This is a genomic window from Chromobacterium sp. CV08, assembly GCF_051129845.1.
In the GTDB taxonomy this organism is placed as follows: domain Bacteria; phylum Pseudomonadota; class Gammaproteobacteria; order Burkholderiales; family Chromobacteriaceae; genus Chromobacterium.
Window position 1 is genome coordinate 353,020 of sequence record NZ_CP150453.1, and the last position, 26,091, is coordinate 379,110.

At 67.0% G+C, this 26,091-nt stretch carries 27 protein-coding genes; 12 read left to right on the forward strand and 15 right to left on the reverse strand.

The genetic code is table 11. The annotated features are described in order from the left end of the window. Positions 1 to 19: 19 nt before the first annotated feature. The gene (locus WNM05_RS01695; protein ID WP_434631967.1) at positions 20 to 745 is read left to right on the forward strand and encodes a 16S rRNA (uracil(1498)-N(3))-methyltransferase; all 726 of its coding nucleotides are present in this window, start codon (positions 20 to 22) and stop codon (positions 743 to 745) included. 33 nt (positions 746 to 778) lie between these two features. Here WNM05_RS01695 and WNM05_RS01700 read toward each other — a convergent pair whose 3' ends face one another. Beyond that, positions 779 to 1,993 (reverse strand): HD-GYP domain-containing protein, encoded by a 1,215-nt coding sequence (locus WNM05_RS01700; protein WP_434631969.1) that lies wholly within the window; start codon positions 1,991 to 1,993, stop codon positions 779 to 781. Between the two features lie 370 nt (positions 1,994 to 2,363). On the opposite strand from WNM05_RS01700, the gene pyrB reads away from it, so the two are divergent. The 3 genes from pyrB to WNM05_RS01715 all read left to right on the forward strand — a co-directional run bounded on the left by pyrB (position 2,364) and on the right by WNM05_RS01715 (position 5,175). Beyond that, entirely contained in the window at positions 2,364 to 3,284 is a 921-nt protein-coding gene (gene pyrB, locus WNM05_RS01705; RefSeq protein ID WP_434631971.1) for an aspartate carbamoyltransferase, read from the forward strand. Between the two features lie 24 nt (positions 3,285 to 3,308). Beyond that, positions 3,309 to 3,767, forward strand: coding sequence for an aspartate carbamoyltransferase regulatory subunit (gene pyrI / locus WNM05_RS01710; RefSeq protein WP_434631972.1), 459 nt, complete (start codon positions 3,309 to 3,311; stop codon positions 3,765 to 3,767). A 151-nt stretch (positions 3,768 to 3,918) separates the two neighbouring features. Beyond that, complete coding sequence (locus WNM05_RS01715; protein WP_434631974.1) at positions 3,919 to 5,175, forward strand: chloride channel protein; 1,257 nt, start codon at positions 3,919 to 3,921, stop codon at positions 5,173 to 5,175. A 151-nt stretch (positions 5,176 to 5,326) separates the two neighbouring features. Here the strand turns inward: WNM05_RS01715 and WNM05_RS01720 are convergent, their stop codons facing one another. From WNM05_RS01720 to WNM05_RS01755, 8 genes are all read right to left on the reverse strand, one after another. Further along, the gene (locus WNM05_RS01720; RefSeq protein ID WP_434631976.1) at positions 5,327 to 5,842 is read right to left on the reverse strand and encodes a GNAT family N-acetyltransferase; all 516 of its coding nucleotides are present in this window, start codon (positions 5,840 to 5,842) and stop codon (positions 5,327 to 5,329) included. A gap of 66 nt (positions 5,843 to 5,908) precedes the next feature. Beyond that, positions 5,909 to 6,799 carry an NYN domain-containing protein gene (locus WNM05_RS01725; RefSeq protein ID WP_434631978.1) on the reverse strand — a complete coding sequence of 297 codons (891 nt, stop codon included), beginning with the start codon at positions 6,797 to 6,799 and terminating at the stop codon, positions 5,909 to 5,911. 53 nt (positions 6,800 to 6,852) lie between these two features. Continuing rightward, on the reverse strand, positions 6,853 to 7,671 hold the full coding sequence (locus WNM05_RS01730; RefSeq protein WP_434631980.1) for a substrate-binding periplasmic protein: 819 nt from the start codon (positions 7,669 to 7,671) through the stop codon (positions 6,853 to 6,855). A gap of 90 nt (positions 7,672 to 7,761) precedes the next feature. Then, a complete protein-coding gene (locus tag WNM05_RS01735) occupies positions 7,762 to 8,304 on the reverse strand; it encodes a DUF2059 domain-containing protein (protein ID WP_434631982.1) in 543 nt (180 codons plus the stop codon). 111 nt (positions 8,305 to 8,415) lie between these two features. Next, on the reverse strand, positions 8,416 to 9,357 hold the full coding sequence (locus WNM05_RS01740) for a substrate-binding domain-containing protein (protein ID WP_434631984.1): 942 nt from the start codon (positions 9,355 to 9,357) through the stop codon (positions 8,416 to 8,418). A 34-nt stretch (positions 9,358 to 9,391) separates the two neighbouring features. Beyond that, positions 9,392 to 9,979 (reverse strand): alpha/beta hydrolase, encoded by a 588-nt coding sequence (locus tag WNM05_RS01745; protein ID WP_434631986.1) that lies wholly within the window; start codon positions 9,977 to 9,979, stop codon positions 9,392 to 9,394. 108 nt (positions 9,980 to 10,087) lie between these two features. Continuing rightward, positions 10,088 to 10,585, reverse strand: coding sequence for a YgjP-like metallopeptidase domain-containing protein (locus WNM05_RS01750; protein ID WP_434631988.1), 498 nt, complete (start codon positions 10,583 to 10,585; stop codon positions 10,088 to 10,090). Positions 10,586 to 10,628: 43 nt separating this feature from the next. After that, positions 10,629 to 11,159, reverse strand: coding sequence for a GNAT family N-acetyltransferase (locus WNM05_RS01755; RefSeq protein WP_434631990.1), 531 nt, complete (start codon positions 11,157 to 11,159; stop codon positions 10,629 to 10,631). 150 nt (positions 11,160 to 11,309) lie between these two features. Between WNM05_RS01755 and WNM05_RS01760 the strand changes: the two genes are divergently transcribed. After that, positions 11,310 to 11,546 (forward strand): hypothetical protein, encoded by a 237-nt coding sequence (locus WNM05_RS01760; RefSeq protein WP_434631992.1) that lies wholly within the window; start codon positions 11,310 to 11,312, stop codon positions 11,544 to 11,546. Here WNM05_RS01760 and WNM05_RS01765 read toward each other — a convergent pair. Then, positions 11,510 to 12,046, reverse strand: coding sequence for a YaeQ family protein (locus tag WNM05_RS01765; RefSeq protein WP_434631994.1), 537 nt, complete (start codon positions 12,044 to 12,046; stop codon positions 11,510 to 11,512). The two genes, WNM05_RS01760 and WNM05_RS01765, sit on opposite strands and share 37 nt — an antisense overlap. 77 nt (positions 12,047 to 12,123) lie before the next feature. Beyond that, positions 12,124 to 12,807, reverse strand: coding sequence for an MliC family protein (locus WNM05_RS01770; protein ID WP_434631996.1), 684 nt, complete (start codon positions 12,805 to 12,807; stop codon positions 12,124 to 12,126). 220 nt (positions 12,808 to 13,027) lie between these two features. Between WNM05_RS01770 and WNM05_RS01775 the strand changes: the two genes are divergently transcribed. Together WNM05_RS01775 and WNM05_RS01780 are read left to right on the forward strand one after the other, a co-directional pair. After that, positions 13,028 to 14,455 carry a DEAD/DEAH box helicase gene (locus WNM05_RS01775; protein WP_434631998.1) on the forward strand — a complete coding sequence of 476 codons (1,428 nt, stop codon included), beginning with the start codon at positions 13,028 to 13,030 and terminating at the stop codon, positions 14,453 to 14,455. Between the two features lie 141 nt (positions 14,456 to 14,596). Then, positions 14,597 to 15,388: a substrate-binding periplasmic protein gene (locus WNM05_RS01780; RefSeq protein ID WP_434632000.1), complete on the forward strand. Its 792-nt coding sequence runs from the start codon at positions 14,597 to 14,599 to the stop codon at positions 15,386 to 15,388. 23 nt (positions 15,389 to 15,411) lie between these two features. Here the strand turns inward: WNM05_RS01780 and WNM05_RS01785 are convergent, their stop codons facing one another. Beyond that, positions 15,412 to 15,972, reverse strand: a complete 561-nt coding sequence (locus WNM05_RS01785) for a TetR/AcrR family transcriptional regulator (protein WP_434632001.1) — start codon at positions 15,970 to 15,972, stop codon at positions 15,412 to 15,414. Positions 15,973 to 16,222: 250 nt separating this feature from the next. Here WNM05_RS01785 and WNM05_RS01790 point away from each other — a divergent pair, with 250 nt between their 5' ends. Then, complete coding sequence (locus tag WNM05_RS01790; protein ID WP_434632003.1) at positions 16,223 to 17,431, forward strand: diguanylate cyclase; 1,209 nt, start codon at positions 16,223 to 16,225, stop codon at positions 17,429 to 17,431. A 214-nt stretch (positions 17,432 to 17,645) separates the two neighbouring features. Here the strand turns inward: WNM05_RS01790 and WNM05_RS01795 are convergent, their stop codons facing one another. After that, entirely contained in the window at positions 17,646 to 18,605 is a 960-nt protein-coding gene (locus tag WNM05_RS01795) for an FUSC family protein (RefSeq protein ID WP_434632005.1), read from the reverse strand. Between the two features lie 89 nt (positions 18,606 to 18,694). On the opposite strand from WNM05_RS01795, the gene WNM05_RS01800 reads away from it, so the two are divergent. After that, positions 18,695 to 19,399, forward strand: coding sequence for a pseudouridine synthase (locus tag WNM05_RS01800; protein ID WP_434632007.1), 705 nt, complete (start codon positions 18,695 to 18,697; stop codon positions 19,397 to 19,399). Between the two features lie 53 nt (positions 19,400 to 19,452). Here WNM05_RS01800 and WNM05_RS01805 read toward each other — a convergent pair whose 3' ends face one another. After that, positions 19,453 to 20,274, reverse strand: a complete 822-nt coding sequence (locus WNM05_RS01805; RefSeq protein ID WP_434632009.1) for an NAD(P)H-dependent oxidoreductase — start codon at positions 20,272 to 20,274, stop codon at positions 19,453 to 19,455. A 92-nt stretch (positions 20,275 to 20,366) separates the two neighbouring features. Here WNM05_RS01805 and WNM05_RS01810 point away from each other — a divergent pair, with 92 nt between their 5' ends. Next, positions 20,367 to 21,272, forward strand: a complete 906-nt coding sequence (locus tag WNM05_RS01810) for a LysR family transcriptional regulator (protein WP_434632011.1) — start codon at positions 20,367 to 20,369, stop codon at positions 21,270 to 21,272. Positions 21,273 to 21,414: 142 nt separating this feature from the next. Here WNM05_RS01810 and WNM05_RS01815 read toward each other — a convergent pair whose 3' ends face one another. Beyond that, positions 21,415 to 23,274 carry a sigma-54-dependent Fis family transcriptional regulator gene (locus WNM05_RS01815; protein WP_434632013.1) on the reverse strand — a complete coding sequence of 620 codons (1,860 nt, stop codon included), beginning with the start codon at positions 23,272 to 23,274 and terminating at the stop codon, positions 21,415 to 21,417. Positions 23,275 to 23,545: 271 nt separating this feature from the next. Between WNM05_RS01815 and adh the strand changes: the two genes are divergently transcribed. Together adh and WNM05_RS01825 are read left to right on the forward strand one after the other, a co-directional pair. Then, positions 23,546 to 25,051, forward strand: coding sequence for an aldehyde dehydrogenase (gene adh / locus WNM05_RS01820; RefSeq protein WP_434632014.1), 1,506 nt, complete (start codon positions 23,546 to 23,548; stop codon positions 25,049 to 25,051). 240 nt (positions 25,052 to 25,291) lie between these two features. Further along, a complete protein-coding gene (locus tag WNM05_RS01825) occupies positions 25,292 to 25,951 on the forward strand; it encodes a class I SAM-dependent methyltransferase (protein ID WP_434632016.1) in 660 nt (219 codons plus the stop codon). Positions 25,952 to 26,091: the final 140 nt, after the last annotated feature.

Here is a 26,091-nt window from a genome sequence, read left to right on the forward strand (position 1 = left end):
CAGCGACTTTCAATATCCGATGCCAAGGTTTTATCTAGACGCCGAACTCGTGGTCGGCCAGCAACTGTCCCTGCCCGATGCTGTGGTGCGTCATATCCAAGTATTGCGGCTGAACGCCGGCGACGCCATCACCTTGTTCAATGGCCGCGGCGGCGAGTGGCAGGCGGCGCTCAGCGCGGTGATGAAGCGCGACGCCCACTGCGTGATCGAGCGCTTCGACGACGTTTCACGTGAAACGCCGCTGTGGCTGGGGCTGGCGCAGGGCATTTCCAGCGGCGACAAGATGGAGTTCACGCTGCAGAAGGGCGTGGAAATGGGCGTGGCGGTGTTCCAGCCGATCGCCGCCGGTCGCTCGGTGGTCAAGCTCAGCGGCGAGCGCGCCGACAAGCGGGTGGCGCGCTGGCAGGAGATCGTCATCGCCGCTTGCGAGCAGAGCGGCCGCAACACCGTGCCGCAGGTGCTGCCGATACTGACGCTGAACGATTGGCTGGCGCAGCGCCAGGAGGCCGATATCCGGCTGATTCTGTCGCCGCGCGGCGACAAGAGCCTGAGCGAACTGGCCGAACGGCCGGCGCGAAGCTGGCTGATGGCGGGGCCGGAGGGCGGTTTCTCGGCGCAGGAGGAGGACGCGGCGCTGGCCGCCGGCTGGACGCCGTTGAAGCTGGGCCCGCGCATCCTGCGCACCGAGACGGCGGCGCTGGCGGCGGTGGCGGCGATGCAGGCGGTGTGGGGCGATTACCGGTAGGGTGCGTTGTCGCTGCCTAGACGGCGACGCACCCTACAGAAAGCGCAGCGGGTCGATATGCCATTTTTCCGGCGACTCGTGCTTGACGATGCGGTCGCCGCCGCCGAAACCCATCTTGCGCGACAGATCGACGATTTCCGGTTGGATGTGGGTGTTGCTCTTGGTGCTGAAGAACACCTTCACCTTGGGCGAAACCAGATTGTTGTCGTTCTGCTCGATCACCACGCCGAGCCGGCCGCTTTCCAGCCGCACCAGCGTGCCGACCGGATAAATGCCTATCACCCGCATGAAGGCCTGAACCAGTTCCGGGTTGAAGTGGAATTTCGACCATTCGTAGATCTTGCGCAGCGCGTCGGTCGGCGACATGCCCTGGTGGTAGCAGCGTTCGGAGGTCAGGGCGTCGTAGACGTCGACGATGGCCGCCATCTGTCCCAACTGCGAAATCTCCTCGCCCTTCAGCCCGGCCGGATAGCCGCTGCCGTCGTGGCGTTCGTGGTGCTGGCCGGCCACCAGCACCGCCGTTTCCGAAATGCCCTTGGTGGCATGCAGAATCTTCTGGCTTTCGACGACGTGGCATTTCATCACCTGGAATTCCTGCTCGGTCAGTTTGCCGGGCTTGTTCAGGATCTCGTCGGGCACCCTCATCTTGCCGATGTCGTGCAGCATGCCGCCGATGCCGGCGTGATGTATCACTTCCTTGCTCATGTTCAGCCCGTTGCAGAAGCTGACCATCAGCGCGCCGACGCTGACCGAATGCTGGAAGGTGTAATTGTCCTTGTCCTTGATCCGGCACAGCGACAGCAAGGCGCCGCCGTTGCGCAGTATCGAGCCGGTCAGCTTTTCCACCTGCGGCTCCACCTGCTCCAGCACCACCTGCTTGCCCAGGCGCACGTCCTGCAGCATGCCGCGCACGATCTGGTTGGCCTCGTTGTGTATCAGCTGGGCGCGCCCGAACTCCTCGCCGGCCTCCACCTGGCGCTCCACGGTCCGGTTGCGGCTGGCGATCTCGATCAGCTCGCTCTCCAGCTGCTTGCGCACCTCGCCCTCGGTCGGCGCCGACGGCAAATCCAGTCCCTTGCGGGTGTCGATATAGACTTCGTGGATGCCGGCGTCGATGATTTTCTGAATCTCGCCTTCCTTGCTGACCAGGAAGCGGTTGACCAGAAAGGGGTGGGACATCCAGTCGCAATTCAGATCGTGGATGTACATGCCGATCTTCAGATCATTGACGTTGATGCACTTGATCATGGCCGGAGGTTCAGGCTGAGCTGCGGGTGAATGGGAAGCCGTTTTCTACAAGCATCATCCGGCGAGCCGCGATTTGCAAGGACCGATCGCATGCTGCGCGGACATTCGACCGGGGCGCGGCGGGCCGGAACCATGGGCCGGCCATCTTGTCGACTAGGGGGATATCAGGATATATTCCCGCAATTTTGTTCGGAACAGCGGTAATGAAACAGGCGGAACGACAGCGCAGCGGCATGGCCGGCACCGGTATCGGTGGCGCGGCGGCGTTTCCGTCGACTGCCGTTCCCGACGTTCCCGCATTCCCGAAAAAAAGCCCCTGCCGCCAGGGGCTTTTTTTTCGCCCGCAACCGCCAATACGAGGACAGCGACCATGGCCAATCCACTCTATCGGAAACACATCATCTCCATACCCGACTTCAGCCGCGAGGAACTGGAACTGGTGGTGGATACCGCCGCGCGCCTCAAGCAAAGCCCGCGGGGCGACCTGCTGAAGGACAAGCTGGTGGCCAGCTGTTTCTTCGAGCCGTCCACCCGCACCCGGCTGTCGTTCGAGACCGCGGTGCAGCGCCTGGGCGGCAACATCATCGGTTTCGCCGACGGCGGCAATACCAGCGCGAAGAAAGGCGAGACGCTGGCCGACTCGATCAAGATCATCAGCTCCTACACCGACGCGGTGGTGATGCGCCATCCGAAGGAGGGCGCGGCGCGGTTGGCCAGCGAATTCTCGGCGGTGCCGGTGATCAATGGCGGCGACGGCTCCAATCAGCATCCGACCCAGACGCTGCTCGACCTGTTCACCATCCGCGAGACCCAGGGACGGCTGGAGAATCTGACCGTCGCCTTCGCCGGCGACCTGAAGTACGGCCGCACCGTGCATTCGTTGGCGCAGGCGCTGTCGCTGTTCGGCGCGCGCTTCTACTTCGTCGCGCCGGAAGCGCTGGCGATGCCGGACTACATCTGCGAGGAGCTGGACGAGAAGGGCATCTCGTACACGGTGGCCGGCAGCCTGGAGGACGTGATTCCCGAAGTGGACGTCCTGTACATGACCCGGGTGCAGCGCGAGCGCTTCGACGAGGCCGAGTTCAAGAAGATCAGCGGCCAGTACGCGCTGCGCGCCGACATGCTGAAGCACGCCCGTCCCGGCATGAAAGTGCTGCATCCGCTGCCGCGCGTCGACGAGATCGCCGCCGACGTCGACGCCACGCCGCACGCCTACTATTTCGAGCAGGCGAAGAACGGCGTCTACGCGCGTCAGGCGCTGCTGTCGCTGGTACTGAACGAGACCGTGTAATCAGGCAAGAAAAGGATAGAGACCATGCAATATACCCGCACCGTGGAAGCGCTGAAGCAAGGCACCGTGATCGACCACATCCCGGCCGGCCAGGGCGTGAAGATCCTGCGCCTGTTCAAGCTGGCCGAAAGCGGCGAGCGCGTCACCGTCGGCCTGAACCTGGTCAGCCGTCACATGGGCAGCAAGGACCTGATCAAGGTGGAGAACGTGGCGCTGACCGAGGAGCAGGCCAATGAGCTGGCCCTGTTCGCGCCGAAAGCGACAGTCAATGTCATCGACAACTTCGAAGTGGTCAAAAAGCACAAATTGACCCTCCCGGACGCGGTCGAGGGCATTTTTTCCTGCCCTAATTCCAATTGCATTTCGCATAATGAGCCGGTGACAAGCTTTTTCTACGTGAAAACGCTGGCGCATGACACAAAAATGAAGTGCAAGTATTGCGAAAAGGTGTTCAGTAGGGATATTGTTGCAGAAGTGCGCTGAGTCGTACAAAGGGTGGGAATAGAGACATATCAAGAAAAACACTGCATTCGACAGTGGCAGTAACAAAACTGAGGAGCGCCGCAGGTGACTGCGGCGCTTTTCATTTGCTGCGAAGCGCCGAGCCATTCGCATTTTCTGAACCGCCTATCCGATGCCGCCGCCGACACGCCATTCCGCCCTGATCCATCTGCCGCTTGCCGCCTGCTGCGGCGTGCTGGGCGCCTTGCTGGTGCTGTGCTTTCAGACCACGCTGCATCAGGCGGAATCGCTGCTGGCCGGTCATGCCGGCGGCCTGGTGGAGATCGCCGGCCGCTTGGCGCCGTGGCAACGCGCGTTGATTCCGGCGCTGGGCGGCCTGCTGGCCGGCGTGGCGTTGGAACAGGGGCGCCGCTTGCTGCGCGGCGCCGCCGAGGGCGACTACCTGGAGGCGGTGCGCGTCGGAGACGGCCATCTGAGCCTGCGCCGCACGCTGGTCAACGGCTTGTCCTCGCTGATCACCGTCGCCAGCGGCGGCTCCATCGGCCGCGAAGGCGCGATGGTGGCGCTGTCGGCGCAAGGCGGCTCGCTGCTGACCCGCCTGCTGCCGATGACGCTGCCGCGCCGGCGGAGGCTGGTGGCCTGCGGCATCGCCGCCGGCTGGGCCGCCGCCTACCACGCGCCGTTGTCGGCGATCGCCTTCGTCTGCGAGGTGGTGTGGCGCCGGCCGGATTGGCGCGCGCTGCCGGCCCTGCTGTTGGCGGCCTTGACCGCCAGTCTCACCGTCGACCATCTGTTCGGCCTCGCCCCCTTGTACCGGCCGGCCGCGCTGATCGCGCCCGATCGCCTGGCGCTGGCCGGTTATTGTCTGCTGGCGCTGGTGCTGGGCGCTTGCTCGCCGCTGTTTCTCGGTTTGATGGAACTGGGGCGGCACGCATTCGGCCGGCTGCCGATGCGGCTGCCGTTCAGGATGGCGCTGGGGGGCGCGGTGGTCGGAGCGCTGGCCTGGTTCTGGCCGCAGATGTGGGGCAACGGCTACAGCACGGTGTCGTGGCTGTTGGTCAGCGAGCCGGCATGGCAGCTGGTGTTGACGCTGCTGGTGTGCAAGCTGGTGGCCACCGCCGCAACCAGCGGCTCCGGCGCCGTCGGCGGCATCTTTACCCCTATGCTGTTCGCCGGCGCCGCCGGCGGCGCGCTGGCCGGCCAGTTGCTGAACCTGATGCTGCCGGGCTGGCTGCCGGTCGGCGGCGCGGTGCTGGTCGGGATGGCGGCCTTTCTGGCGGCCACCGCGCGGGCGCCGTGGCTGGCGGTGCTGATGATGATGGAGCTGACCGGCGCCTGGCGCATGCTGCTGCCGGTGGCGCTGGCATCCTGGCTGGCGGCGCGCGTCGCCGCCAGGCTGGGCGCGCGCGCCTTGTACCGGGACGAGTAGGTGCTTGGAGCCTGCTGGAGGGCCTGCCCGTAGGGGCCATTTTCTGCCGGCGCATGGCTTTGTCAAACGCCCCTGGCAGTGAATGACACCGCGTCGGGCCGTTTTCCGCGCCCTGCATCCGGCAGAGGTGGCCGATGCCGCAAAAAGGCTCTTAGGCCGCCGGACCGGCGCCGGCGCCGTCTATGAAACGCTGCAGATAGATCAGGTCCAGCCAGCGGCCGAACTTGAAGCCGACCTGCGGCAGACGGCCGACCTGGACGAAGCCGAGCTTTTCGTGAAAGCGGATCGATCCCTCGTTGTCGGCGTCGACGGCGCCCAGCATCGTGTGCTTGCCCAGCGCCTGGGCGCGCGGAATCAGCGCCTGTACCAGCGCGGTGCCTATGCCCTTGCCGCGGGCATCGGCGGTCAGGTGCACGCTGTGCTCGACGGTGAAGCGGTAGCCGGGACGGACGCGGAAGTCGCCGAAGCTGGAGAAGCCCAGCACGCGGCCGTTCTCCTCAGCCAGCAGCACCGGATAGCCGGCGGCGTTGCGGTCCTGGAACCATAGCGCGAACTCGCCCGGCGTCAGCGGATCGTCGTTGTAGACGGCGGTGGTGGTGGCGATCACTTCATTGTAGATGTCGAGTATCGCGGCCAGGTCTTCCAGGGTGGCGTCACGAATCTGCATGTTTTGTCCTTGCTTGAGGTCGTTCGGGGCCTTGAATCAAGGCTTGAGCAATTAACGTACCAGTTTTCAGCCGGCAGGAGCGGTTTTCTTGCGCGGGCTGCGTTTCTTGCGCGGCGGCGCGACGGCCTCTTCGGGGGGCGCCTGCGGCGGCGTCTCGGCGGGCGCGGCGGCTTCCGCCACGGCCGGTTCGCCGTCATGGCGCAGCCGGATCTCGCTGTGCAGCTTGGAGCCGTTGCGGCTTTCCTGCACCGTCAGAAATTCCAGTTTCTTCACCATTTGCGACAGCCGGCCGTGGCCCCAGTTGCGCGGGTCGAACGACGGGTCGTTCTTGGCGAGGTAGGAGCCGACCGCGGACAGCTCGGCCCAGCCGCTGTCGCGCGCCACCGCCTCGATCGCCGAGGTGAACATGTCTTGCAGCGGGTGCTTTTCCTTGTGCGGCGCTGTCTTGACGCGCGAGCGGCTGCTGCGGGTCTTGGGCTTGTCGGCCGCCGCCGCTTCCGGCTTAGCCTTGGCCGGCGGCGCCGGTCGCAGGATTTCGGTGAATACGAATTTGTCGCAGGCGGCGATGAAGGGGCGAGGCGTCTTCGACTGCTCGCCCAGGCCGATGACGGTCAGGCCGCCCTCGCGCAGCCGGGTGGCCAGGCGGGTGAAGTCGCTGTCCGACGAGACCAGGCAGAAACCGTCGAAATTGCCGGTGTACAGCAGGTCCATCGCGTCGATGATCAGCGCGGAGTCGGTGGAATTCTTGCCCTTGGTGTAGGCGAACTGCTGTATCGGCGAAATGGCGTATTGGTGCAGCACCTCTTTCCAGCCTTTCAGCTGGGTGGTGGTCCAGTCGCCGTAGGCGCGCTTGACGATGGCGGTGCCGTATTTGGCCACTTCGGCCAGCAGTTCTGCGATCAGCGCCGATTGGGCGTTGTCGGCGTCGATCAGGACCGCCAGTTTGCGGTTTTCCATTGATGCTTTCGTGAATGGAGACAGCACATGCTAAGCCGGGCTTTCCGGCGCTGTCAAAACGGCGGCGTCGCCGGCGGGCGGGCGGTCTGCAGCGCCTGCTCGACGATGCGGTCGATCTGGCCGCTGCGCTTCATTTCGGCCAGCGCCTGGTTCAGCTGCCGGATGAAATCCTGCTTGTACGGGAAGCGGCCGCCGTCGCGGTTGGTGAAGCCGACATAACCCTGTTCTTCGGACACGACGGCCGTCTCGACCAGCGTGCCCGGGGAGTACAGGCCCGATCGCTGAAGGCGGGCCAGCTCGAGCTGGATCGCCAGCCTGTCGTTCAGATAGCAGTCCAGGTGGGCGCGGATCGTCTTCAGCAGATTGGTGCGGACGTCGGCCGCCTCTTCCAGCGCGATCCTGCCCTGGTTGACGCGCTGCCAGAACAGGTCGCCGCCGGGGCGGAAGCCGGCGTTGCTGCCGAAGCGCAGCCCGAGGTAGTCGTCCGGCCAGCGCGGCCGCGGCTGCTGCATCACGGCGGCGCGGCAATAGACCACGACCTGCTCGCTCAGCATAGGCGTCGAATACGGTTGCATATAGGGGCGCTCGCGCGGCCGGTAGTACGGCGGCGACAAGGCCAGCGCGCGGCCGCTTTCCAGCTCGACCAGCCCGCGTTTCCACGGTACCGGCCGCAACTCGATCCGGTAATCGCGCAATTGCGCCGAGGCGGCGCGCAGGATGTCGTTGTAGATGCCGATGGCCTGGCCCGACGCTTCGTAGGAATACGGCGGATAACCGTTGTCGGTCAGTATGGTCACGGTCAGCGGCGCGGCGCCGCAGCAGGCGGGCAGCAGGGCGAGCAGCAGGCGGTAGACGGCGGATCGGCGGCGCATCATGGCATCGGAAACGGAGGGCGTGCTTCCGTTATAGCCGTTGGCGCCGCCGGATGAGGCATGTCTTCGTCATCGCCCGGCGGTCGGGGCTTACTTCTTGGCGATGCTCTTGCCGTAGCTCTCGGCGGCGGCCTGCATCTTGGGCAGCAGCGTCTTCTCGGCGCTCTTCAGCGTTTCGCCGGCGATGGCGTTGCCGATCTGCGGTTGCTGCTTCAGCAGTTTCTGGCCTGCCGGGGTCTTGTAGAAGGCGTTGATCTGCTTGAGCTCGTCGGCGCTGAACTGGGCGTTGAGGTTCTTCACCACGGTCTGTTCGAACTGCTGCTTGACGGCGGCGGAGGCGAAGTAGTCGGTGGCCAGCTTGTGGATGCCGTCCATATAGCCCTTCAGACCGGCCTGGGCCTTCTTCTGCTGGGCCGGCGTCAGCTGGATCTTGTTCTTGCCCAGGTAGTCCTGCAGCAGGATGGGGCCGCTGGCGGTGGTGCGGTCGACCAGCGCCGGCAACATATTGTCGATGTTCAGGGTGGCGGCCAGTTCCTTGGCCCCGGCGTCCTGGGCGGCGTCGGCATGCGCCAGCAGCGGCAGCGACAGCATCGCGGCGAGCAGGCCGGCCTTGAGCGGGCGGGAAGCAAACATGGCAAATCCTTTGATCTGGTGAAAGATGTCGGTCCGGCAGTGTGACACCGCCGGCCGCCCAGGTCAAAGCGCCAGGCCCGTGTTTACAATCTTTGCTGCGGACGAGGCGGTTCAGCGGCTGCCGGATGGCGGGACCGGGCTTTGCCAGCCGCGGTAGTCGGCCAGATTGGCGCGCGTGACCAGCGTCACCGGCACCGTGACCAGCCGCTGGCCGCCCTCGCCGCGGCGCAGCCGCATGCCGAGCCGCACCGCCTCGCGGCCTATCTGGTAGGGTGACTGGCTGGCCGAGGCGACGACGCGGCCGGGCAGCTTCAGCGCCCGCTCGATGTCGGGCGAGCCGTCCACCGCGCCGATCAGCACCTGACGCAGTCCGGCCGCGTCCAGCGCCTTTTCGATGCCCAGCGCCTGTCGGTCGTTGATGGCGAACACCGCGTCGATGCGGGCGAAGCGCCGCAGGTCCTGCTGCATCGCGCGCTGGCCGCCGAGGCTGGAGCCTAGGCCGTTGGCGCCGTCGTTGATCGTCGTGACGCCGGAAAAGGCCGACAGCGCGGCGCGGCAGCCGGCGATGCGCTCGCTGACCGAGGTGATCGGCGGGCCGCCCTGGATCAGCACGCGGCCCTGGCCATGCAGCCGCTGCGCCAGATAGCGGCAGACGATTTCGCCGGCCTGGCGGTTGTCCGATTTCACCGTGCCGTCGACGTGGGGCGCATCGACATCGACGGCCACCACGGTGATGCCGGCGGCACGGGCGGCGCGGACCTGCGGCGCGATGGCGTGGCTGTCCACCGCCCCCAGCAGGATCAGGTCTACCTTCAGCGCGATCAACTCGCGCATCTGCCGTTGTTGCTGCGCCAGCGTGAAGTTGGCCGACAGCGAGGTGATGCGCACGGCGGGATTCAGGCTGTGGGCGGCTTGCACCGCGCCGCGCGCCAGCGCCTGGTAGAACGGGTTGTCCAGCGCGCCGACGGTGATGCCGATCCGGACCGGCTCGGCAGCTTGGCACAGGCCGGCCAACAGCGGCAGGCAGGAAAACGGGATGAGGGCGACGCGCATGGCGGGAGCGGGCGAGGGGGGCGACGCTTCCAGTCTAGACCATCGCGCTTCCAGGCTGCGATTCGTGGTGGCGCTGGGCGCGCCAGGCCAACTGGCGCAGCAGCGGCCAGCCTTCCTCCCATTGCTGGTGGCCGGAGTCGGTATTGATGTGGCCGGCGTGCTGCAGCCAGGTGATCGGGGCCTGCCAGTAGCCGGCCAGCCGCGCGGCGCGCGCGGTCTTGCAGAACGGATCGTTGCTGCTGGCGACGATCTTGGCCGGAAACGGCAGCGGCGTGCGCGGCACCGGCGCGAAGTCCAGCAGCGCCGCGGGCGCGAAGGCGCGCTCGACGTCGGCCGGCGCCACCAGCAGGGCGCCGGCGATGCGGGCCGGCTCGCGCTCGGCGTAATGGGCGACGGCGATGCAGCCCAGGCTGTGGGCGATCACCAGGGCCGGCTTGGCGCAGCGCGCCAGCGCCGCGTCCAGACCGTCCAGCCAGTCGTCCAGCAGCGGTCTCTCCCAGTCGGCGTTGTCGACGCGGCGGGCCCCCAGCCTGCGTTGCCAGTGGCTCTGCCAGTGGCGCGGGCCGGAATTGTGCCAGCCGGGCTGTATGATCAGGTCGAACGGTTGCAGCGTGGCGAACATGGCGGCTTCCCGCGGTAACGATGCCCTGACTGTAGCGCGCGCAGAATAGCGGTAAAAATAATATGGAATTGTTTTGTTATTCTTGCGGGGAATAAATGGCGGCGACGCTCAGTCCGGTTCCTGTTCGCGCCAGTTCAGCCACAGCCTGAGATCGAATTCCAGCTGGTGGTAGTCGGGCAGCATATGGAGGCATAACTGGTAGAAAGCTTTGTCGTGCTCCCGCTCGCGCAGATGCGCCAGCTCGTGCACCGCGATCATCTGCAAAAAGGGCTGCGGCAGTTCGCGGAACAGCGAGGCGATGCGGATTTCGCTCTTGCTTTTCAGCCGGGCGCCCTGGACCCGGGAAATGGTGGTGTTGGTGCCCAAAGTGCCTTTCAGCGGGTGCTGGCGGTTGTCGTACAGCACCTTGGCCGGCAGCGGCGCGTTTTTCAGATGGCGCTGCTTCAAGGCGGCGACGAACTGGTACAGCGCCTTGTCGGTCTGCACGTCGTGGCCGTCCGGGTATTTGTTGCGCAGCCAGTGGCCGAGTTCGCCGGCATCGGCCAGCGCCTGGGCCTGCTGGACCAGGGAGGGCGGATACTGCAGCAGATATTTGAGAGCGGGCATGGCGCCATTGTAGCGGCGCGGCGGAGAGGCGTGTTGCCGTCGCTCAAGCCTTGTCGGCGAGCAGGCGCGCCGGATCGGCCCAGCTGTAGCGCAGCGCGACGGCCCGGGTGCCTGCCGGGGTGTCCGCCACGCGGCGCTCCATCACGGTGCCGCCCAGCTTGTCGTAGACGGCGCAGGCGTCGGCGTTGCGTTCGTACACCCATAAATAGAGCGGCCGGCCGGGCGCGATGCGTTCGGCCTCGGCGGCAGCGGCGGCCATCAGCGCACGGCCTATGCCCCGCCCTTGCTGGCCGGGGAGCACGTGCAGATTATCGAGGTATACGCCCAGCTCCGGCGCCTCTTCCGGCAACAGGCAGACGAAGCCGACCGTCTCGCCGTCCCAGCAGGCCAGGCGGACCCAGGGCGGTGAAGGCCGGCGGAAACGGCCGCGCCACAGGGCCAGCCTTTCGTCAGCGGCGCGCTGGTCCAGATAGTCGTCCGGCAGGATGCCGCGGTAGCTCGCGCGCCAGCTGGCGGCGTGCAGGGCGGCGATGGAGGGCACGTCACCGGCATGGGCGGGTCGCAGTGCGAGCATGGGACGGTTCCTGGGCGGGTTTCACGTGGAACAGGATATCGCAGGACGGAAATTTAGGCTTTATTTATGCGGAATCGGGCGATTTTTGCCGGAATTTGAGCGCGGGCCGTCTAGCATGGGCGGGTGATTCCGCGCGTGGAGAAGCGATAAATGGCTGTACCCGTCAGAACCGCGCTGCGCCGCAGCTGTCGCGAGGCATCCGGCGTGGCGATCCTCAGCCGCCTGCCTGCCCGCAGAGACGGCGGACAGACGCTGCGCCAGCGCCGGTGGCTGGCAGGCATGCAGGCCGCGCGCCGCCGTCCGCCATCCCGTCCCAAGCTGCTGCAATGGCTGGGCGACTGGCTGGCGCGTCACTTCAGCCGCGCCGGCTCCAGCAAGATGGTCTGATCGCCGCAGCTCAGCCACAGCTGGCCGTCCTGAATGGTGGCGGTCAGCTGCATGCTGCGCTCCGCGAGCGCGGCCAGCGCCTGCAGCGCGTCAAAATCGATGCGGAAGACCTCCAGCTTGTCCAGGCGGGCGAGCTTGCTTTCGTTCTGGCCCCACCATACTTCGCTGGCGCGGCCGCCGTAGCTGTACAGCACCGCGCGCTCGGAGCGCGAGCAGGCTTTCTTCAGCCGCTTTTCGTCCGGCTCGCCCAGGTCCACCCATAGCTCGATCTCGTCGGCGTAATTCTTCTGCCACAGTTCCGGCTCATCGTCGGCGCATAGGCCGCGGGTGAAGGCCAGCGTTTCGCTGGCGTTGAGCGCGAAGGCGACGATGCGCAGCATCATCCGTTCCAGCGTTTCCGACGGATGCTGGGCCAGCGTCAGCGCGTGGGTGGCGTAATAGCCGCGGTCCATGTCGGACAAGGTCAGCGTGGCTTTGTAAATGGTGGCGTTCAGGGCCATGGCGGTCTTCGCTAATCGGGTTGCGCCCGGCGCGGGGCGCGGCGCGGGCGAGCCCGGATTCTAACCGCAGCCGCGGCTCAGGGCGAGGGCTGGCTGCTGCACTCCAGCGATTCGCCGCGCCAGTTGACGCTGGCGTCGCGGCCCTTGATCCAGAACTCGACGCCCTGGCCCTGATAGCGGGCGCCGCTGCCGCTGATGCCCTGGTGGATGATCACCAGCGTGTTGCCGCGCTCCAGCTTGGCGGTGGCGGGATGGGTGCGGTAGAAGGTGGCCAGTATGGTCGACGACGGCTGGCCGCGGCACAGATAGCGCAGCGGCGTCAGCGACGGTACCAGATTCCAGGCGGCCTGCAGCTGGGAGATGCGCAGGATGTAGGCGTCGCCGAGGCACATATGGGCGTCGTCGCCCTTCAGGCAATCCTTCAGGTTTTTGACCCAGCGCTTCTGCTCGGCGATCAGCTTGGCCTGGCCGCCGTTGCGCAGCTGCTCGGCCTGGCCCATCGCCTGGGCGTAGACCTTTTCCAGCCGGTTGTCGAGCCGGGTCAGGCTCTCGTCCTGGCAAACCATGCCTTCTATCGTGTTGGCCGGCTGATCGCAATTGAAGTCGGTGGCAACCGGCGGCGGCGGCGGCGCCGTCGTGTCTTCGACCTGAGACGGCCGGCCGGGTCCGCCGGCGCCGTGGCCATGGTCGGCCTTGGCGGCGATGGCCATGGCGGGGAGCAACAGCAGCAAGCCTATCAGCCTGCGCGCGGCTACGGACATATTCAATCCTTAAAAACGACTATCGTGTAAGCAGGCGGCCGGAGCCGCCCGGCCGGCATCGACGGGGGCGGCGAGTTCCCATCCCCGGCGATTGCCTGTAAACTGCGGCGCTTCGCGCGAGTGCCAGTCCCGCGCGCCGCTCTCATTCTCGAGTTCAACTTCTTTTCCCGTCAGCCTGGATTGGTCGCAGTTCTGCGATGGGCCGTCGCAGGAGCATATTATGTCCGATCTTACCTTCGCCGACCTAGGCTTGGCCGACCCCCTGCTGCGCGCGGTGGCCGATACCGGTTATACCACGCCGACCCCGATTCAGGCGCAGGCGATTCCGCAGGTGCTGCAAGGCGGCGATCTGCTGGCCGCGGCCCAGACCGGCACCGGCAAGACCGCCGGTTTCACGCTGCCGCTGCTGCAACTGTTGATGCGCGCGCCCAGCCGCCAGCCGGGCCGTCCGCGCGCGCTGGTGCTGACGCCGACCCGCGAACTGGCCGCCCAGGTGGAAGAGTCGGTACGTACTTATAGCAAATACCTGCCGTTGAAGTCGCTGGTGATGTTCGGCGGCGTCAACATCAATCCGCAGATCAAGGCGCTGCGCGCGCCGGTGGACATCCTGGTGGCGACGCCGGGCCGCCTGCTCGACCATGCGGGCCAGAAGACGGTGGACCTGTCCGGCGTCGAAATCCTGGTGCTGGACGAAGCCGACCGCATGCTGGACATGGGCTTCATCCACGACATCAAGAAGGTGCTGGCCAAGCTGCCGGCGAAGCGGCAGAACCTGCTGTTCTCGGCCACCTTCTCCGACGAGATCAAGGCGCTGGCGGACAAGCTGCTGGACAATCCCAAGCTGGTGGAAGTGGCGCGCCGCAACACCACCAACGAGCTGGTGAGCCAGAAGGTCCACCTGGTCGACCGCGACAGGAAGACCGATCTGCTGATCCACCTGATCCGCGAAAACAACTGGTTTCAGGTGCTGGTGTTCACCCGCACCAAGCACGGCGCCAACCGCCTGGCGGAGAAGCTGGACAAGATCGGCATCCCGGCCGCCGCCATTCACGGCAACAAGAGCCAGAACGCGCGAACCCGCGCTTTGGCTGACTTCAAGAGCGGCGAGTTGCAGGTGCTGGTCGCCACCGACATCGCCGCGCGCGGCCTGGACATCGACCAGCTGCCGCACGTGGTCAACTTCGAGTTGCCGAATGTGCCGGAAGACTATGTGCACCGCATCGGCCGCACCGGCCGCGCCGGCAGCCCGGGCGAAGCGCTGTCGCTGGTCTGCGTCGATGAATTCAGCTTCCTGCGCGACATCGAGAAGCTGATCAAGATGTCGATCGAACGCTTCACCGTGCCGGGCTTCGAGGCCGACCTCAACGTCAAGCCGGAACCGATCCCGATGGGCGGCGGCGCGCGCGGTCGAGGCCAGGGTCAGGGCCGCAGCCAGGGCCAGGGTCGCGGCCAGGGGCAGGGCCAGTCGCGCAATGCGCCGGCCAAGCCGCGCCATCAGACCGAAAGCAAGCCGGCCGGCCACGGCCATCGCGGCGGTCCGCGCCAGGGGCAGGGCCAGTCGTCCGGCCAGGGCCGCCAGGACGGCAACCGTTCCGCCAAGCCGGCCGCGCCGCGCGCCGCGCTGTTCAACCCGCCTAAGAGCCGTTGATGCGCCGCGGGGCCGGATGTGAATTGCACCGGCCCCGATCACATTGAAGGACGCCGTTTTGCCGGTTATGCTCAGCACAAGACGGTCTGCAGCGCACAGAACAAAAGACGGCTTGCTGACTTTGCGGGAATCGGGAAAACAATGCGATACCACGGCTATCTGCTGGGTATCCTGAGCTGGGTCGCGTTGTTCGCGTCTCCGGTTGAGGCTGCCCCGCGCCTCAAGATCACGCTGTCGAATCAGGAATGGCCGCCGTATATGGGCCAGGATCTGCCGTACGACGGCATTTTGTCGCGCCTGGTGAAGGAAGCCTTCGCCCGCGGCGGCGTCGACGTCACCTATCGCTATTATCCGAACAACCGCACGCTGCAATCGGCCCGCAACGGCCAGGTGGACGGCAGTTTCGGCTGGGCGCCGACGCCGGAGCGCAAGCGCGACCTGCTGTACACGCAGCCGGTGCTGTCGGCCCGCATGGTGTTTTTCCAGCGCAAGGACCACAGGCTGGAGTGGAGCCGCTGGGCCGATCTGAAAGGCGCCCGCGTCGGCGTCACCGTCGGAAATTTCTATTCCGACGAGTTCGACACCGAGGCCCACCGCGGCCTGATGGCGGTGGACAGCGCGCCGGACGACCTGATCAATCTGCGCAAGCTGCTGGCCGGCCGCATCGACCTGTTTCCCATCGACCAGGAGGTCGGCAAATACCTGATCGCCCATCATTTCAGCCCGGCGCTGGGCAGCCAGCTGGAGGCGCAGAGCCGCTCGTTCTGGTCGGCGCCGCTGCATGTGGTGATCTGGCGCAAGCACGCGCGCGGTCCGGAGCTGGTCGAGCGCTTCAACCGCGGCCTGAAGGCCTTGCAGGACAGCGGCGATTTCGAGCGGCTGCTGCAGGAGACGCGCGAGGCCTGCCTCGCGCCCCGCAGCGTTTCGCCTTAGCGCCTGTCCAAAGTCTTTTTGCGCTAGCCGGCCAGCGCCGACAGCGCCTCGTCCAGCATCCGTTGCGACAGCGCCGGATCGCTGACCGCCCGCGACAGCGTCAGCGCGCCGACCATCAGCGCCAGCGCCACCGTCGGTTTCAAGCCCTTGCCGTCGCGGCGCCGGGCCTCCTCCAGCAAGGCCAGCAGCGGCAGCAGGCCGTCGGAGAAGCGTTGCCGCACCGCCGGCCCCTGGCGCGCCAACTCGCCGGCCAGCGCCGCGGCCACGCAGCCGGAATCGGGAAAGTCGCGGTGGCCGGGGCTGAGGTAGTCGCTGGCCAGCGTGGCGACGCAGGCGCCGTTGTCGGCCAGCGGCAGCTGCGCCCGCCAATGCCGGCGCATCTGTTCCAGCGCCTCGCCGCAGGCCGCCGCGACCAGCGCCTCCTTGCTGGGGAAATGGGCGTAGAAGCCGCCGTGGGTCAGGCCAAGATCGGCCATCAGATTGGCGATGCCGACATTCGCCAGTCCTTCGGCGCGAAAGCGCAGCGCGGCCATAGACACGATGCGCCGACGGGTCTGGGCCTTGTGCGAATCCGGATAGCGCATGGCTTTCCTTTCGACGGTATCCGCTTTATATGATTACCGTAATCCTAACAATATCAAGTTGAATCAGCGACATGTATAACGCTCGAGCTCGTGATTTTGCGGTGCGGTCGTCGAGGGCCGGCGCCGGATCTCCGGTCAGGCGGCGGTGCGCCAACCGGCCGGCGATGGATTTGTCCGGCCGCTGCGGCTAATCTTGAATGCATAACAAATCGCCGGCCGCGTTCGCCGGTCCTCAAGCACGGGGCGAGAGATGCCGTCTAACACCGCTGCATGGAGCAGCATAGGGGGATTCATCGGCTTGCAGGCCGGCGCGGCCCTGGTCTGCGCCGGCTGCGCCGCGGTCTTGCCGCCAGACTGGCTGCGGCCGGGCCTGCCTTTGCTCGGACAGGCCGCGGCCCTGCTGGCCGGCTGGGCCTGGCTGGGCGGACGCCGGCGCGAGGCGGCCCGCCTGCGGCGCGCCAACCGGGAGCTGGCGGCGCGGATGAGCGAGCGCAGCGACCAGCTGGCGGAGAGCGAGGCCAGGCTCAGGCTGCTGGCAGACGCCGCGCCGTTTCCGCTGGCGATGAACCGCTTGGCCGGCGGCGAACTGATCTATGCCAACGCCCGCGCCGAGGAGCTGTTCGGCACCCGGCTGCGGCAGGAGCAGGCGTTGCGCGTGCAGGACTTCTACGTCGATCCCGCCGAGCGCGAACAGGTGGCGCAGTCGCTGCGCGCCGGCAAGCCGGTGCAGGACAGGGAGGTCAAGCTGAAAAACGCGCAGGGACGCGAGTTCTGGGCGCTGATTTCCTGTTCGGTGGTGAAGAGCGAGCAGGTTTGGTATGTGATCAACGGCATCAACGACATCAGCGAGCGCAAGCGACTGGAGCAGCGCCTGCACGACGCCAACGCCTCGCTGCGCCGCCATGTCGACGAGATCGAGCTGTTGCAGCAGGGGCTGCGCGAACAGGCGCTGCGCGATCCGCTGACCGGCCTGTTCAATCGCCGCCACCTGGACGAAATCCTGCCCAGGGTGCTGTCTCACATGCTGGCGCTGCATCGCGGCGTGGCGGTGCTGATGGTGGACGCCGACCATTTCAAGCGCATCAACGACAGTTACGGCCACCGCTGCGGCGATGCGGTGCTGACTGCGCTCGGCGCCTATCTGAGCGACCATTTCCGCAGCGGCGACATCGTCTGCCGCTACGGCGGCGAGGAGTTTTTCGTCTTGTTGCCCGGCGCCTCGCTGGAGGCGGCGCACGCCAAGGCCGAGGGACTGTGCCGGGCGGTGCGGGAGATGCCGATCGAAGCGCTGGGCCACTCGCTGTCGCTGACGCTGTCGATAGGGCTGGCGCTCAGTCCGCTGCACGGCGAGGACGCCGAAACCGTGGTGCGGGCCGCCGACGAGGCCCTGTACCGAGCGAAGAGCCAGGGGCGGGACCGTGTCTGCGTCGCCGATCCTGTGCCGTCCCTGCAGTCCTAGCAGGGGCTAAGAGCCTGTTCCAGGTCTTTTTGTGAGCATCGCAGCCCAGCCGGCAGGCCAGATGCAAGGCGGAGGGCGCAGGCCTTGGTGATTCCAAGGCCTAGCCTGACAACGCCGCAGATGGCCTGCCGGCCGGGCTGCCTTCCGGGGCCATTTTTCGCGCCCTGCATCCGGCAGAAAGCCGCCGATGCCGCAAAAAGACCTTGAGCAGGCTCTATGCCCGCTGCCGCAGGAACCAGGCCAGCGCCGCGAACAGCAGGGCGGCGATCAGCGTGTCCTCCACCCGCTCCAACGCGCCGCGGGCCAGTTGCTCCGGCGGCAGCAGCGACAGCACCAGCGCGGTCAGCAGGGCGACGAAGACGCGGAAGCTGTGCCGCATCGCGATCAACACCGCCGTCTGCAGCAGCGCCAGCACCAGCACGTGGGCCAGCGGCGGGGCGTCCAGCGCGCGTTGCGACCAGTACAGCACGCCGCCGAGCAGCGCGCCGCCCAGCGTGCCTATCGTCCGTTCTCGGGCCAGCCGCAACATCTGCTCCGGCGACGGGTCGGGAATGGCGACGGCGGCGATGGGCAGCCACCACGCGTGCGCGCCGCGCATCCAGCCGCTGGCCAGCCAGGCCAGCATGCCCCAGGGCAGCAAGTGCCAGGCGTAGCGGCGCGCGTCGGCGGCGGAGGCCGCCGGCAGCACGCGGAACCAGTCCTTCAGGCCCAGCCGGGCCAGCGCGCCTCCGTAGCCTGCGCCCAGCAACATCCAGGCAGCCTCCTGCCACGGCGGAATCGCCGCCGCCGGCGTCATGTTGCCCAGCAGCAGCGCGAACAGCCAGAACTGAACGCCTTTGTGCAGACCTCGGCGCGCGCTCAGCGCCTGCAGCGCCAGGGCGGCCGCCAGCAGGGCCAGCATCAAGGCCGGATGGCCGGCGCACAGCCGGCCGGCCAGGTAGAGTCCGGGGATGGCCAGCAGCGATAATGGCTGCAGCCGGCGCGCCAGCACCAGGCACAGCGCGCTGTAGTTGGCCGCCAGCGCGAACAGGAAGACGCCGGCGCCGTGCCCGGCCAGCGTCAGCGCCGCCGCCGGCGCGAACAGCAGCGCGCTGAACAGCGTCGCATGCAGGATGCGCCGCCGCTGATAGCGCACCCAGCCCAGGCTGTGCAGTGCGTATTTCTGGTACGGCATGCCATCCCCTTCGTCTATCGCCATCCTGCTGACTATGGCGTCGGCCGCCGCCGCAGGCAAGCCGTCGGCGCGCGTGCTACCATCCGGCCATGGAACTCTATCGACTGTTGCAACAACAAGGCTTCGGCGGCCGCAAGGAATGCCGCCAGCTGATCGAATACGGGCTGGTGGAAGTGGACGGCGAGGTGGTGGACGATTACCGCGCCCAGTTCGAGCTGACCGGCATCTCCAGCCTGGCGGTGGACGGCGAGCCGTGGCCGCTGGTGATCGGCCCGCTCTACCTCTTGCTGCACAAGCCGGCCAATTACGAGACTTCGCACAAGCCGCACTGCCATCCCAGCATCTATCGGCTGCTGCCGGACCAGTTCGCCAATCTGGATGTCAGCGCGGTGGGACGGCTGGATGTGGACACCACCGGTTTGATCCTGTTGTCCAACGACGGCCAGTTCATCCACGCGCTCAGCTCGCCGAAGAAACTGGTGCCCAAGGTCTACCGCGTCACCTTGAAGCACGAGGCGACGCCGGAGCTGATCGCCAAGCTGCAGAGCGGTGTCTACCTGAACGACGAGGCGCGCGAGTTCGCCGCCGACAGCGTTGAGCAGATCGACGCCCACACCATCGTGCTGACCATCACCGAGGGCAAGTACCACCAGGTGAAGCGCATGGTGGCGGCGGCCAGCAACCGCGTCGAGGCGCTGCACCGCGAAAGCCTGGGCGCGATCGTTCTCGGCGAGCTGCCGGTCGGCGAATGGCGGCACCTGAGCGCCGAGGAGAAGGCCGCCTTCGGCTTCTGATCCGGGCGGCTGGGGATGAGAAAACGGCGGGGATCCCGGATCCCCGCCGTTTTTCATTGTCCGGCGGTTTCCTCGGCAAGCGGCCGCGGCGCGTAGTCGCGCGGCGCCGCGACGTGCGCCCACATGCCCTCCGCGCCCGGCGCGACGTGCTCAGCCAACTGGTGGCCGTCCGGATAGTCGCCGCCGTTCTGGCGGCGGAACGGAATCGGCGCCTCGTCGAACAGTCCGGCCAGCCGCTGTCGCCAGATGTCCAGTTGCCGTTCTATTTCCTCGCGGCCGAGACGGTTGACGCCATATACCGCGTGGATGGGCAGCACGTCCATGCCGGGATAGAACAGGCAGCCGTGGGTGACCGGGAACAGCAGCTCCTTCAGCGGGCCGTTGATGCCGCGGGGCCCGAAGTCGCGCTCCGCGCCGCCCGTCGTCGTCGCCAGCAAGGCGCGTTTTCCCTTCAGCAGGCCGTCGCCGTAACGCAGCCGATTGCCTTCGCCGCGGTAGCCGTAGCCGAAGCCGTAGGCGAACACCCTTTCGAACCAGCCTTTCAGGATGGCCGGCATGCCGTACCACCACAGCGGGAACAGGAAGATCACCGCGTCTGCGGCCAGAAGCTTGCGTTGCTCCTCGGCCACGTCGGGCGGCTGCGTGGCGTTGGCGTAGGCGTGACCGGACTCGGCGATGAAGGACAGCCGCTCCGTATCGACGCGCTCGGGGAAGTCGTCGGCGTCCAGCACCGCCTTCCAGCGCATGCCGTACAGATCGGATTGCAGCACGGTGTGCCCCTGGCGGGTCAACGTGTCGACGGCGGCATCGGCCAGGCTGCGGGTCAGCGAGGTGGGTTCGGGCTGGGCGTAGACCAGCAGGACGGTACGGCTCATGGCGGCTCCGTGGGGCGGATTGGGGTGGCGCCAGTGTGGCCCGGCATGATAAATAAGTGAAATCGATAGATTTTTTACCAGGCATTCATCAAGTGGATACCAGACGCCTCGATCTGAACCTGCTGCAAACGCTGGAAGCGTTGCTGGAGGAGCGCAACGTCACCCGGGCCGCGGCGCGGCTGCACCTGAGCCAGCCGGCCGTCAGCGCCCAGCTGGCGAGGCTGCGCGATCTGTTCGGCGATCCGCTGCTGCTGCCCGCCCCGCGCGGCATGCGGCCGACCGCCAAGGCGGAACAGCTGCTGGCCCCGTTGCAGGCCTCGTTGAGGCAGGTGCGCGAAACCTTGATGACGCATCAGGATTTCGATCCGGCGGAGGCCGAAATGACCTTGCAGCTGGCGTGCACCGACTACACTCAGGCGGTGGCGGCGATCCCGCTGATCAAGCGCCTGCGCGAGGTGGCGCCGGGCATGAGGGTGGCGGTGCGCAATCTCGAGGCCGCCCGCCTGCGGCGCCAGATGGAGAGCGGCGAGGTGGACCTGGCCTTGATCAGTCCCGATAGCGCGCCCTCCGGCCTGCATGCCCACCCCTTGTTCGAGGACCGTTATGTGCTGATCAGCCGTCCGGGTCATCCCGCCTGGCGGCAAGGCGCCACGCTGGAGTCTTATCTGGCGCAGGAGCACGTGGTGGTATCGCTGGGCAGCGGCGATTTCAGCACGGCGGTGGACGTGGCGCTGGCCGAACAGGGCTGGTCGCGGCGGGTGGCCTTGTCGGTGGGGTCCTTCCTGCTGGTGCCGGAAATCGTCTCCCAGACCGATTTCGTCGCGCTGATGCCGGAGCGGCTGGTGTCGTTGCGGCGCGTCGCGCTGGACGTGCGGGCCTGCCCGTTCCCGGTGCGCGGTTTCGGCGTGGGGATGACGTGGCACCCGCGCAACCATGGCCATCCCGGACAGCGCTGGATACGACAGCTGCTTTCCGACTTGATGGCTGGGGCGGCCTGAGAGCCTGTTCAAAGTCTTTTTGCGAGCCGCGCAGGATGGCGGTTTTCTGCCGGCGCCCGGTTTGGTCGACTGTCTGTTGCGGTGGGCGACGCCGCGGCGGGCCGTTTTCCGCGCCCGGCATCCGACATCGGCTCCGCCGTCGTCATTTCGCCGTCTTGCCCAGCCGCCGGTACAGCGTCGAGCGGCTGATGCCCAGCGCCCGCGCCGCCGCGCTGGCATTCCCGCCGCAGCGGCGCAGCAGCTCGGCGACGGCCTGGTCCCCCACCGCGCGCCCCTGCGCCGCCATGTCCTCGCGCAAGGCGGCGGGCAGATGTCCGATGTCCAGCAAGGCGCCATCGTCGGACAGCGCCAGCAATGTCGACAGCAGATTGGACAATTCGCGCAGATTGCCCGGCCACCGGTAGCCGCGAAAGGCGCGGGCCAGCTCCGGCGACAGCGCGATGCCGCGCCGGGCGGCGCCCATGCCGTCTAGCATCGTCTGGGCGATCGCCGCCACGTCGCCGCGCTCGCGCAGCGGCGGCAGGACCAGCGGATAGTGGCATAGCCGGTAGTAGAGATCGGCGCGGAAGCTTCCGGCTGCGACGAGGCCGCGCAACTCGCGGTGGGTGGCGCAGACCAGGCGGATGTCCAGCCCTTTCGCCGCCCCGCCGCCCAGCGGCGTCACCTCCCTTTCCTGAATGACCCTGAGCAGCCGCGCCTGAAGGCCGAGCGGCATGTCGCCTATTTCGTCCAGGAACAGCACGCCGCCGTCGGCCTCGCGCAGCCTGCCTTTGCTGCCCTGGCGGCTGGCGCCGGTATAGGCGCCCGCTTGGTAGCCGAACAGCTCGGCCTCGATCAGCCCCTCCGGTATCGCCGCGCAGTTGACCGCGACGAAGGGGGCGGTGCGGCGGCTGCTGGCGGCGTGCAAGGCGCGCGCCAGCCTGTCCTTGCCGGTGCCGGTCTCGCCCAGCAGCAGCACCGGGATGTCGGCTTCCAGCAGTTTGAGCGCGGTGGGGAACAACGATCCGGGCAGTCCGTCCGGCATCGGCGGCCGGGGTTCCGGCATCGGCGGCCGGGGTTCCGGCATCGGCCTGCCGGCCGGCGCGGCCGCAGCCGGGCGTCCGGGCGGCGGCCGCAGCCGGGCCGACAGCCGCCGCGCGCCGATTTCCATCAGGCCGACGGACTGGCCGTGCCGGCGCAGCCAGTGTTCCAGGCTTTGGCCGAACAGCGCGGCGAACCGGCGCGCCTGCCAGCCGTCCGGCTCCAGCCCGCACAACGCGAGGCCGGCGCGGTTGGCGGCCAGCAGCCGGCCGTCGTCGTCGAAGGCCAGGCGGCAGGCCGCCGGACTGTCCAGCAGCCGCGGATCGTCGTGCAGATCGAAACGCCAGCCGCGGCAGGCGGCCTCTTCCAGCAGCCGCGTCTCGATCTGGCCGCGCGCGGCCAGCAGCGCCAGCCATTGCGCGTCGCCCAGCTTGCGGCCGGGGCCGCTGATGTCCAGCGCGCCGAGCAGCTGGCCCTGCGGACCGAGCAGCGGGCTGGCGGCGCACGACAGCGCGCGGTTCCGTTCCAGATAGTGTTCGGCGCCGCGCACCCGCGCGCAGTCGGCGGCGGCCAGCGCCGTGCCTATCGCATTGGTGCCGCGCGAGGTCTCGCTCCAGTCCATGCCCGGCGCCAGCGCCAGTCGTTCGGCCTTGTCGAGGGAGGGGATGTCGCCGCACTCGTCCAGAATCCATCCGCGCCGGTCGGCTACGACCAGCACCAGGCCGCTGGCCGACACCTGTTCGAACAGGCCGGCCAGCGCCGGCCGCGCCGCTTCCAGCCAGTCGGCGTTGGCCTCGCGCCTCTCCCGCAGCTCGCGGTCGGTCAAGCGTTCGCCGCCGAGCCCGCCGACGGGCAGGCCCAGGCTGCGGCAGCGTTGCCAGGAATGCAGGATGGACGGCGGCAGCGCCTGGCCCGGCAGCGGCTGGCCGGCGAAGAAGCGGCGGCGGAGCTCGTTCAGCGGCAGGCTGATGGTGGGACTCATGCACTTCTCCCGCTGGTTGTGCCGTCGTCGCGCGACAGCTGTGCCAGCCTGAAACGGTTTCGGGAACGGATGCGGCGATTATCTCCGCTTTTCCCGGGCTGACAAGTGATTGATCTGGATAGAACTTTGTTGCGGCGCGGAATGGGCGGCGCATTCTCCTCGGCCATCAAGGCTTGGCGTGATGTTGCCATGCAATATGAATAAATCTGGCACGCCGCTTGCGGTAGGACGATGGCCAGGGGGCCAACCCCGTCAATCAGAGGAGAGCGCAATGTCGAGCTTGAAGCCCGGATTTGAACTGAAGAGCCGCTATGCAAACTATATAGGCGGCCGTTGGACGCCGCCGGTGAACGGCCGTTATTTCGAAAACGTCACGCCGATCACCGGCAAGCCGCTGTGCGAGATTCCGCGCTCGGACGAACAGGACGTGGAACTGGCGCTGGACGCCGCCCATGCCGCCCGCTATGCCTGGGGCCACACCCCGGTGACCGAGCGCGCCATCGTCCTGAACAGGATAGCCGACCGGATGGAGGCCAATCTGGCGCTGCTGGCCGAGGTGGAGACCTGGGACAACGGCAAGCCCATCCGCGAGACCCGCGCCGCCGACATCCCGCTGGCCATCGACCACTTCCGCTATTTCGCCTCCTGCGTGCGCGCGCAGGAAGGCAGCCTGGGGGAGATAGACGCCAATACCGTGTCCTATCACTTCCACGAGCCGCTGGGCGTGGTCGGTCAGATCATCCCGTGGAACTTCCCCATCCTGATGGCGGCATGGAAACTGGCGCCGGCGCTGGCCGCCGGCAACTGCGTGGTGTTGAAGCCGGCCGAGCAGACGCCGCTGTCCATCCTGGTGCTGATGGAGCTGATCGGCGACCTGCTGCCGCCGGGCGTGCTCAATGTGGTCAACGGTTTCGGCGTCGAGGCCGGCAAGCCGCTGGCCAGTTCCAAGCGCATCGCCAAGATCGCCTTCACCGGCGAAACCGGAACCGGTCGACTGATCATGCAATACGCCAGCCAGAACCTGATCCCGGTCACGCTGGAGCTCGGCGGCAAATCGCCGAACATCTTCTTCGGCGACGTCGCCGCGAAAGACGATGCCTTCCTCGACAAGGCGATCGAGGGTTTCGTGATGTTCGCGCTGAACCAGGGCGAAGTGTGCACCTGCCCCAGTCGCGCGCTGATCCACGAATCCATCTACGACCGCTTCATGGAAAAGGCGCTGGTACGCGTCGCGGCGATCAAGCAGGGCAATCCGCTGGACCCGGCGACGATGATAGGCGCGCAGGCGTCGCAGGAGCAGATGGACAAGATCCAGAGCTATCTGGCGATCGGCCGCGACGAGGGCGCCAAGGTGCTGGCTGGCGGCGCGCGCGCGCAGCTGGACGGCGATCTGTCCGGCGGCTTCTACATCCAGCCCACCGTGTTCCACGGCCACAACAAGATGCGCATCTTCCAGGAGGAAATCTTCGGGCCGGTGGTGTCGGTGACCACGTTCAAGGATCGCGACGAGGCGCTGGCCATCGCCAACGACACCTTGTACGGCCTGGGCGCAGGCGTGTGGACCCGCGACATGAACACCGCCTTCTTCATGGGCCGCCATATCGAGGCCGGCCGGGTGTGGACCAACTGCTATCACGCCTACCCGGCGCACGCGGCCTTCGGCGGCTACAAGCAGTCCGGCATCGGCCGGGAGACGCACAAGATGATGCTGGAGCATTACCAGCAAACCAAGAACCTGCTGGTCAGCTACGCTGAAGACAAGCTGGGATTTTTCTGATCGATAGCCGGGCCGTCTTTGTGGCGGCCCGGCCGTGGGCAGCATCCGGTGGCGCTATGGTCAACCGTATTTAGCTATCTGGGTTTTGGCGGCAATTTATCGGCATGGTCTGATGAGTTGGTGGAATTGTTATTTTTATAATGAAATACGTTATTTATTTACGTAAATTTAACCCGTCACGCCCGGCGGGCGGCGATGGTATGCTGTTTGAGTTATAGACCGTATCCGGCGGAGGGGAGCATGCATTCAGACCAGGATATCCAGGGGCAGGGCGGCGAACACGGCGACTATCGCGACGCGGTCTACGAGCGGCCGGACAGGGCGTTGGACCTGGCCTGGCTGCGTCGCTACCTGCCGCTGCAGTACGCCGGGTGCCGGACGCTGGAACTTGGATGCGGCAGCGGCTACTGGACGCAGTATCTGGCTCCGCTGGCTTCGCGCTATCTGGCGCTGGATTCCTCGCCCGCCGCGCTGGAGCGGGCGAAGCTGCGGCCGGGAGTGGAAGGCGTGGCGTTCCGGACCGGCGGCGCCGAGGCCATGCCGGACGGCGAGCGTTTCGACGCGGTCTTCGCCGGCCTCTATTTCTCGCATATTCCCAAACAGCGGCGCGACGATCTTCTCGCCCGCCTGCACGGCGGCTTGTCCGGCGGTGCGCGGGTGATTTTCATCGACAACAGCGAGTTGCAGTGCCGCGAGTATCCGCTGGTGGCGTACGACGACGACGGCAACGGCTATCAGCAGAGGCCGGCCGGCGATGGCGGCCTGCGACGGGTGCTGAAGAATTTTCCGAACGAGACCGAGCTGCGGCTGTTGCTGGGCCGGCACGGCGTCGGCGAGATGGCCTTCCTGCGGCGCGAGCATTTCTGGCTGCTGGAATATCGGCTGCCGGACTGGCATTAGCGTCCGCTCTCGGCGCGGCGCTCGCATTCGGCGCGGCTGACAAAATTCCTGATGCGGCGTTGCGCCGATTTGTCGTACTCAAGTACTGCCTGCGTCGGCGCGCCTTGCCTCAGCCGTGGAACTGATTTTTGTTCGCCACG

Bases quoted from the DNA above. Each gene is read 5' to 3' on its own strand.
- WNM05_RS01760 (WP_434631992.1), top strand. From the start codon at position 11,310: ATGGCTGTACCCGTCAGAACCGCGCTGCGCCGCAGCTGTCGCGAGGCA.
- WNM05_RS01740 (WP_434631984.1), bottom strand. From the start codon at position 9,357: ATGCGCGTCGCCCTCATCCCGTTTTCCTGCCTGCCGCTGTTGGCCGGC.
- WNM05_RS01695 (WP_434631967.1), top strand. From the start codon at position 20: ATGCCAAGGTTTTATCTAGACGCCGAACTCGTGGTCGGCCAGCAACTG.
- WNM05_RS01790 (WP_434632003.1), top strand. From the start codon at position 16,223: ATGCCGTCTAACACCGCTGCATGGAGCAGCATAGGGGGATTCATCGGC.
- adh (WP_434632014.1), top strand. From the start codon at position 23,546: ATGTCGAGCTTGAAGCCCGGATTTGAACTGAAGAGCCGCTATGCAAAC.
- WNM05_RS01800 (WP_434632007.1), top strand. From the start codon at position 18,695: ATGGAACTCTATCGACTGTTGCAACAACAAGGCTTCGGCGGCCGCAAG.
- WNM05_RS01765 (WP_434631994.1), bottom strand. From the start codon at position 12,046: ATGGCCCTGAACGCCACCATTTACAAAGCCACGCTGACCTTGTCCGAC.
- WNM05_RS01750 (WP_434631988.1), bottom strand. From the start codon at position 10,585: ATGCCCGCTCTCAAATATCTGCTGCAGTATCCGCCCTCCCTGGTCCAG.
- pyrB (WP_434631971.1), top strand. From the start codon at position 2,364: ATGGCCAATCCACTCTATCGGAAACACATCATCTCCATACCCGACTTC.
- WNM05_RS01825 (WP_434632016.1), top strand. From the start codon at position 25,292: ATGCATTCAGACCAGGATATCCAGGGGCAGGGCGGCGAACACGGCGAC.
- WNM05_RS01815 (WP_434632013.1), bottom strand. From the start codon at position 23,274: ATGAGTCCCACCATCAGCCTGCCGCTGAACGAGCTCCGCCGCCGCTTC.
- WNM05_RS01785 (WP_434632001.1), bottom strand. From the start codon at position 15,972: ATGCGCTATCCGGATTCGCACAAGGCCCAGACCCGTCGGCGCATCGTG.
- WNM05_RS01805 (WP_434632009.1), bottom strand. From the start codon at position 20,274: ATGAGCCGTACCGTCCTGCTGGTCTACGCCCAGCCCGAACCCACCTCG.
- WNM05_RS01715 (WP_434631974.1), top strand. From the start codon at position 3,919: ATGCCGCCGCCGACACGCCATTCCGCCCTGATCCATCTGCCGCTTGCC.
- WNM05_RS01735 (WP_434631982.1), bottom strand. From the start codon at position 8,304: ATGTTTGCTTCCCGCCCGCTCAAGGCCGGCCTGCTCGCCGCGATGCTG.
- WNM05_RS01700 (WP_434631969.1), bottom strand. From the start codon at position 1,993: ATGATCAAGTGCATCAACGTCAATGATCTGAAGATCGGCATGTACATC.
- WNM05_RS01775 (WP_434631998.1), top strand. From the start codon at position 13,028: ATGTCCGATCTTACCTTCGCCGACCTAGGCTTGGCCGACCCCCTGCTG.
- WNM05_RS01780 (WP_434632000.1), top strand. From the start codon at position 14,597: ATGCGATACCACGGCTATCTGCTGGGTATCCTGAGCTGGGTCGCGTTG.
- WNM05_RS01795 (WP_434632005.1), bottom strand. From the start codon at position 18,605: ATGCCGTACCAGAAATACGCACTGCACAGCCTGGGCTGGGTGCGCTAT.
- WNM05_RS01725 (WP_434631978.1), bottom strand. From the start codon at position 6,799: ATGGAAAACCGCAAACTGGCGGTCCTGATCGACGCCGACAACGCCCAA.
- WNM05_RS01730 (WP_434631980.1), bottom strand. From the start codon at position 7,671: ATGCGCCGCCGATCCGCCGTCTACCGCCTGCTGCTCGCCCTGCTGCCC.
- WNM05_RS01745 (WP_434631986.1), bottom strand. From the start codon at position 9,979: ATGTTCGCCACGCTGCAACCGTTCGACCTGATCATACAGCCCGGCTGG.
- WNM05_RS01755 (WP_434631990.1), bottom strand. From the start codon at position 11,159: ATGCTCGCACTGCGACCCGCCCATGCCGGTGACGTGCCCTCCATCGCC.
- pyrI (WP_434631972.1), top strand. From the start codon at position 3,309: ATGCAATATACCCGCACCGTGGAAGCGCTGAAGCAAGGCACCGTGATC.
- WNM05_RS01770 (WP_434631996.1), bottom strand. From the start codon at position 12,807: ATGTCCGTAGCCGCGCGCAGGCTGATAGGCTTGCTGCTGTTGCTCCCC.
- WNM05_RS01720 (WP_434631976.1), bottom strand. From the start codon at position 5,842: ATGCAGATTCGTGACGCCACCCTGGAAGACCTGGCCGCGATACTCGAC.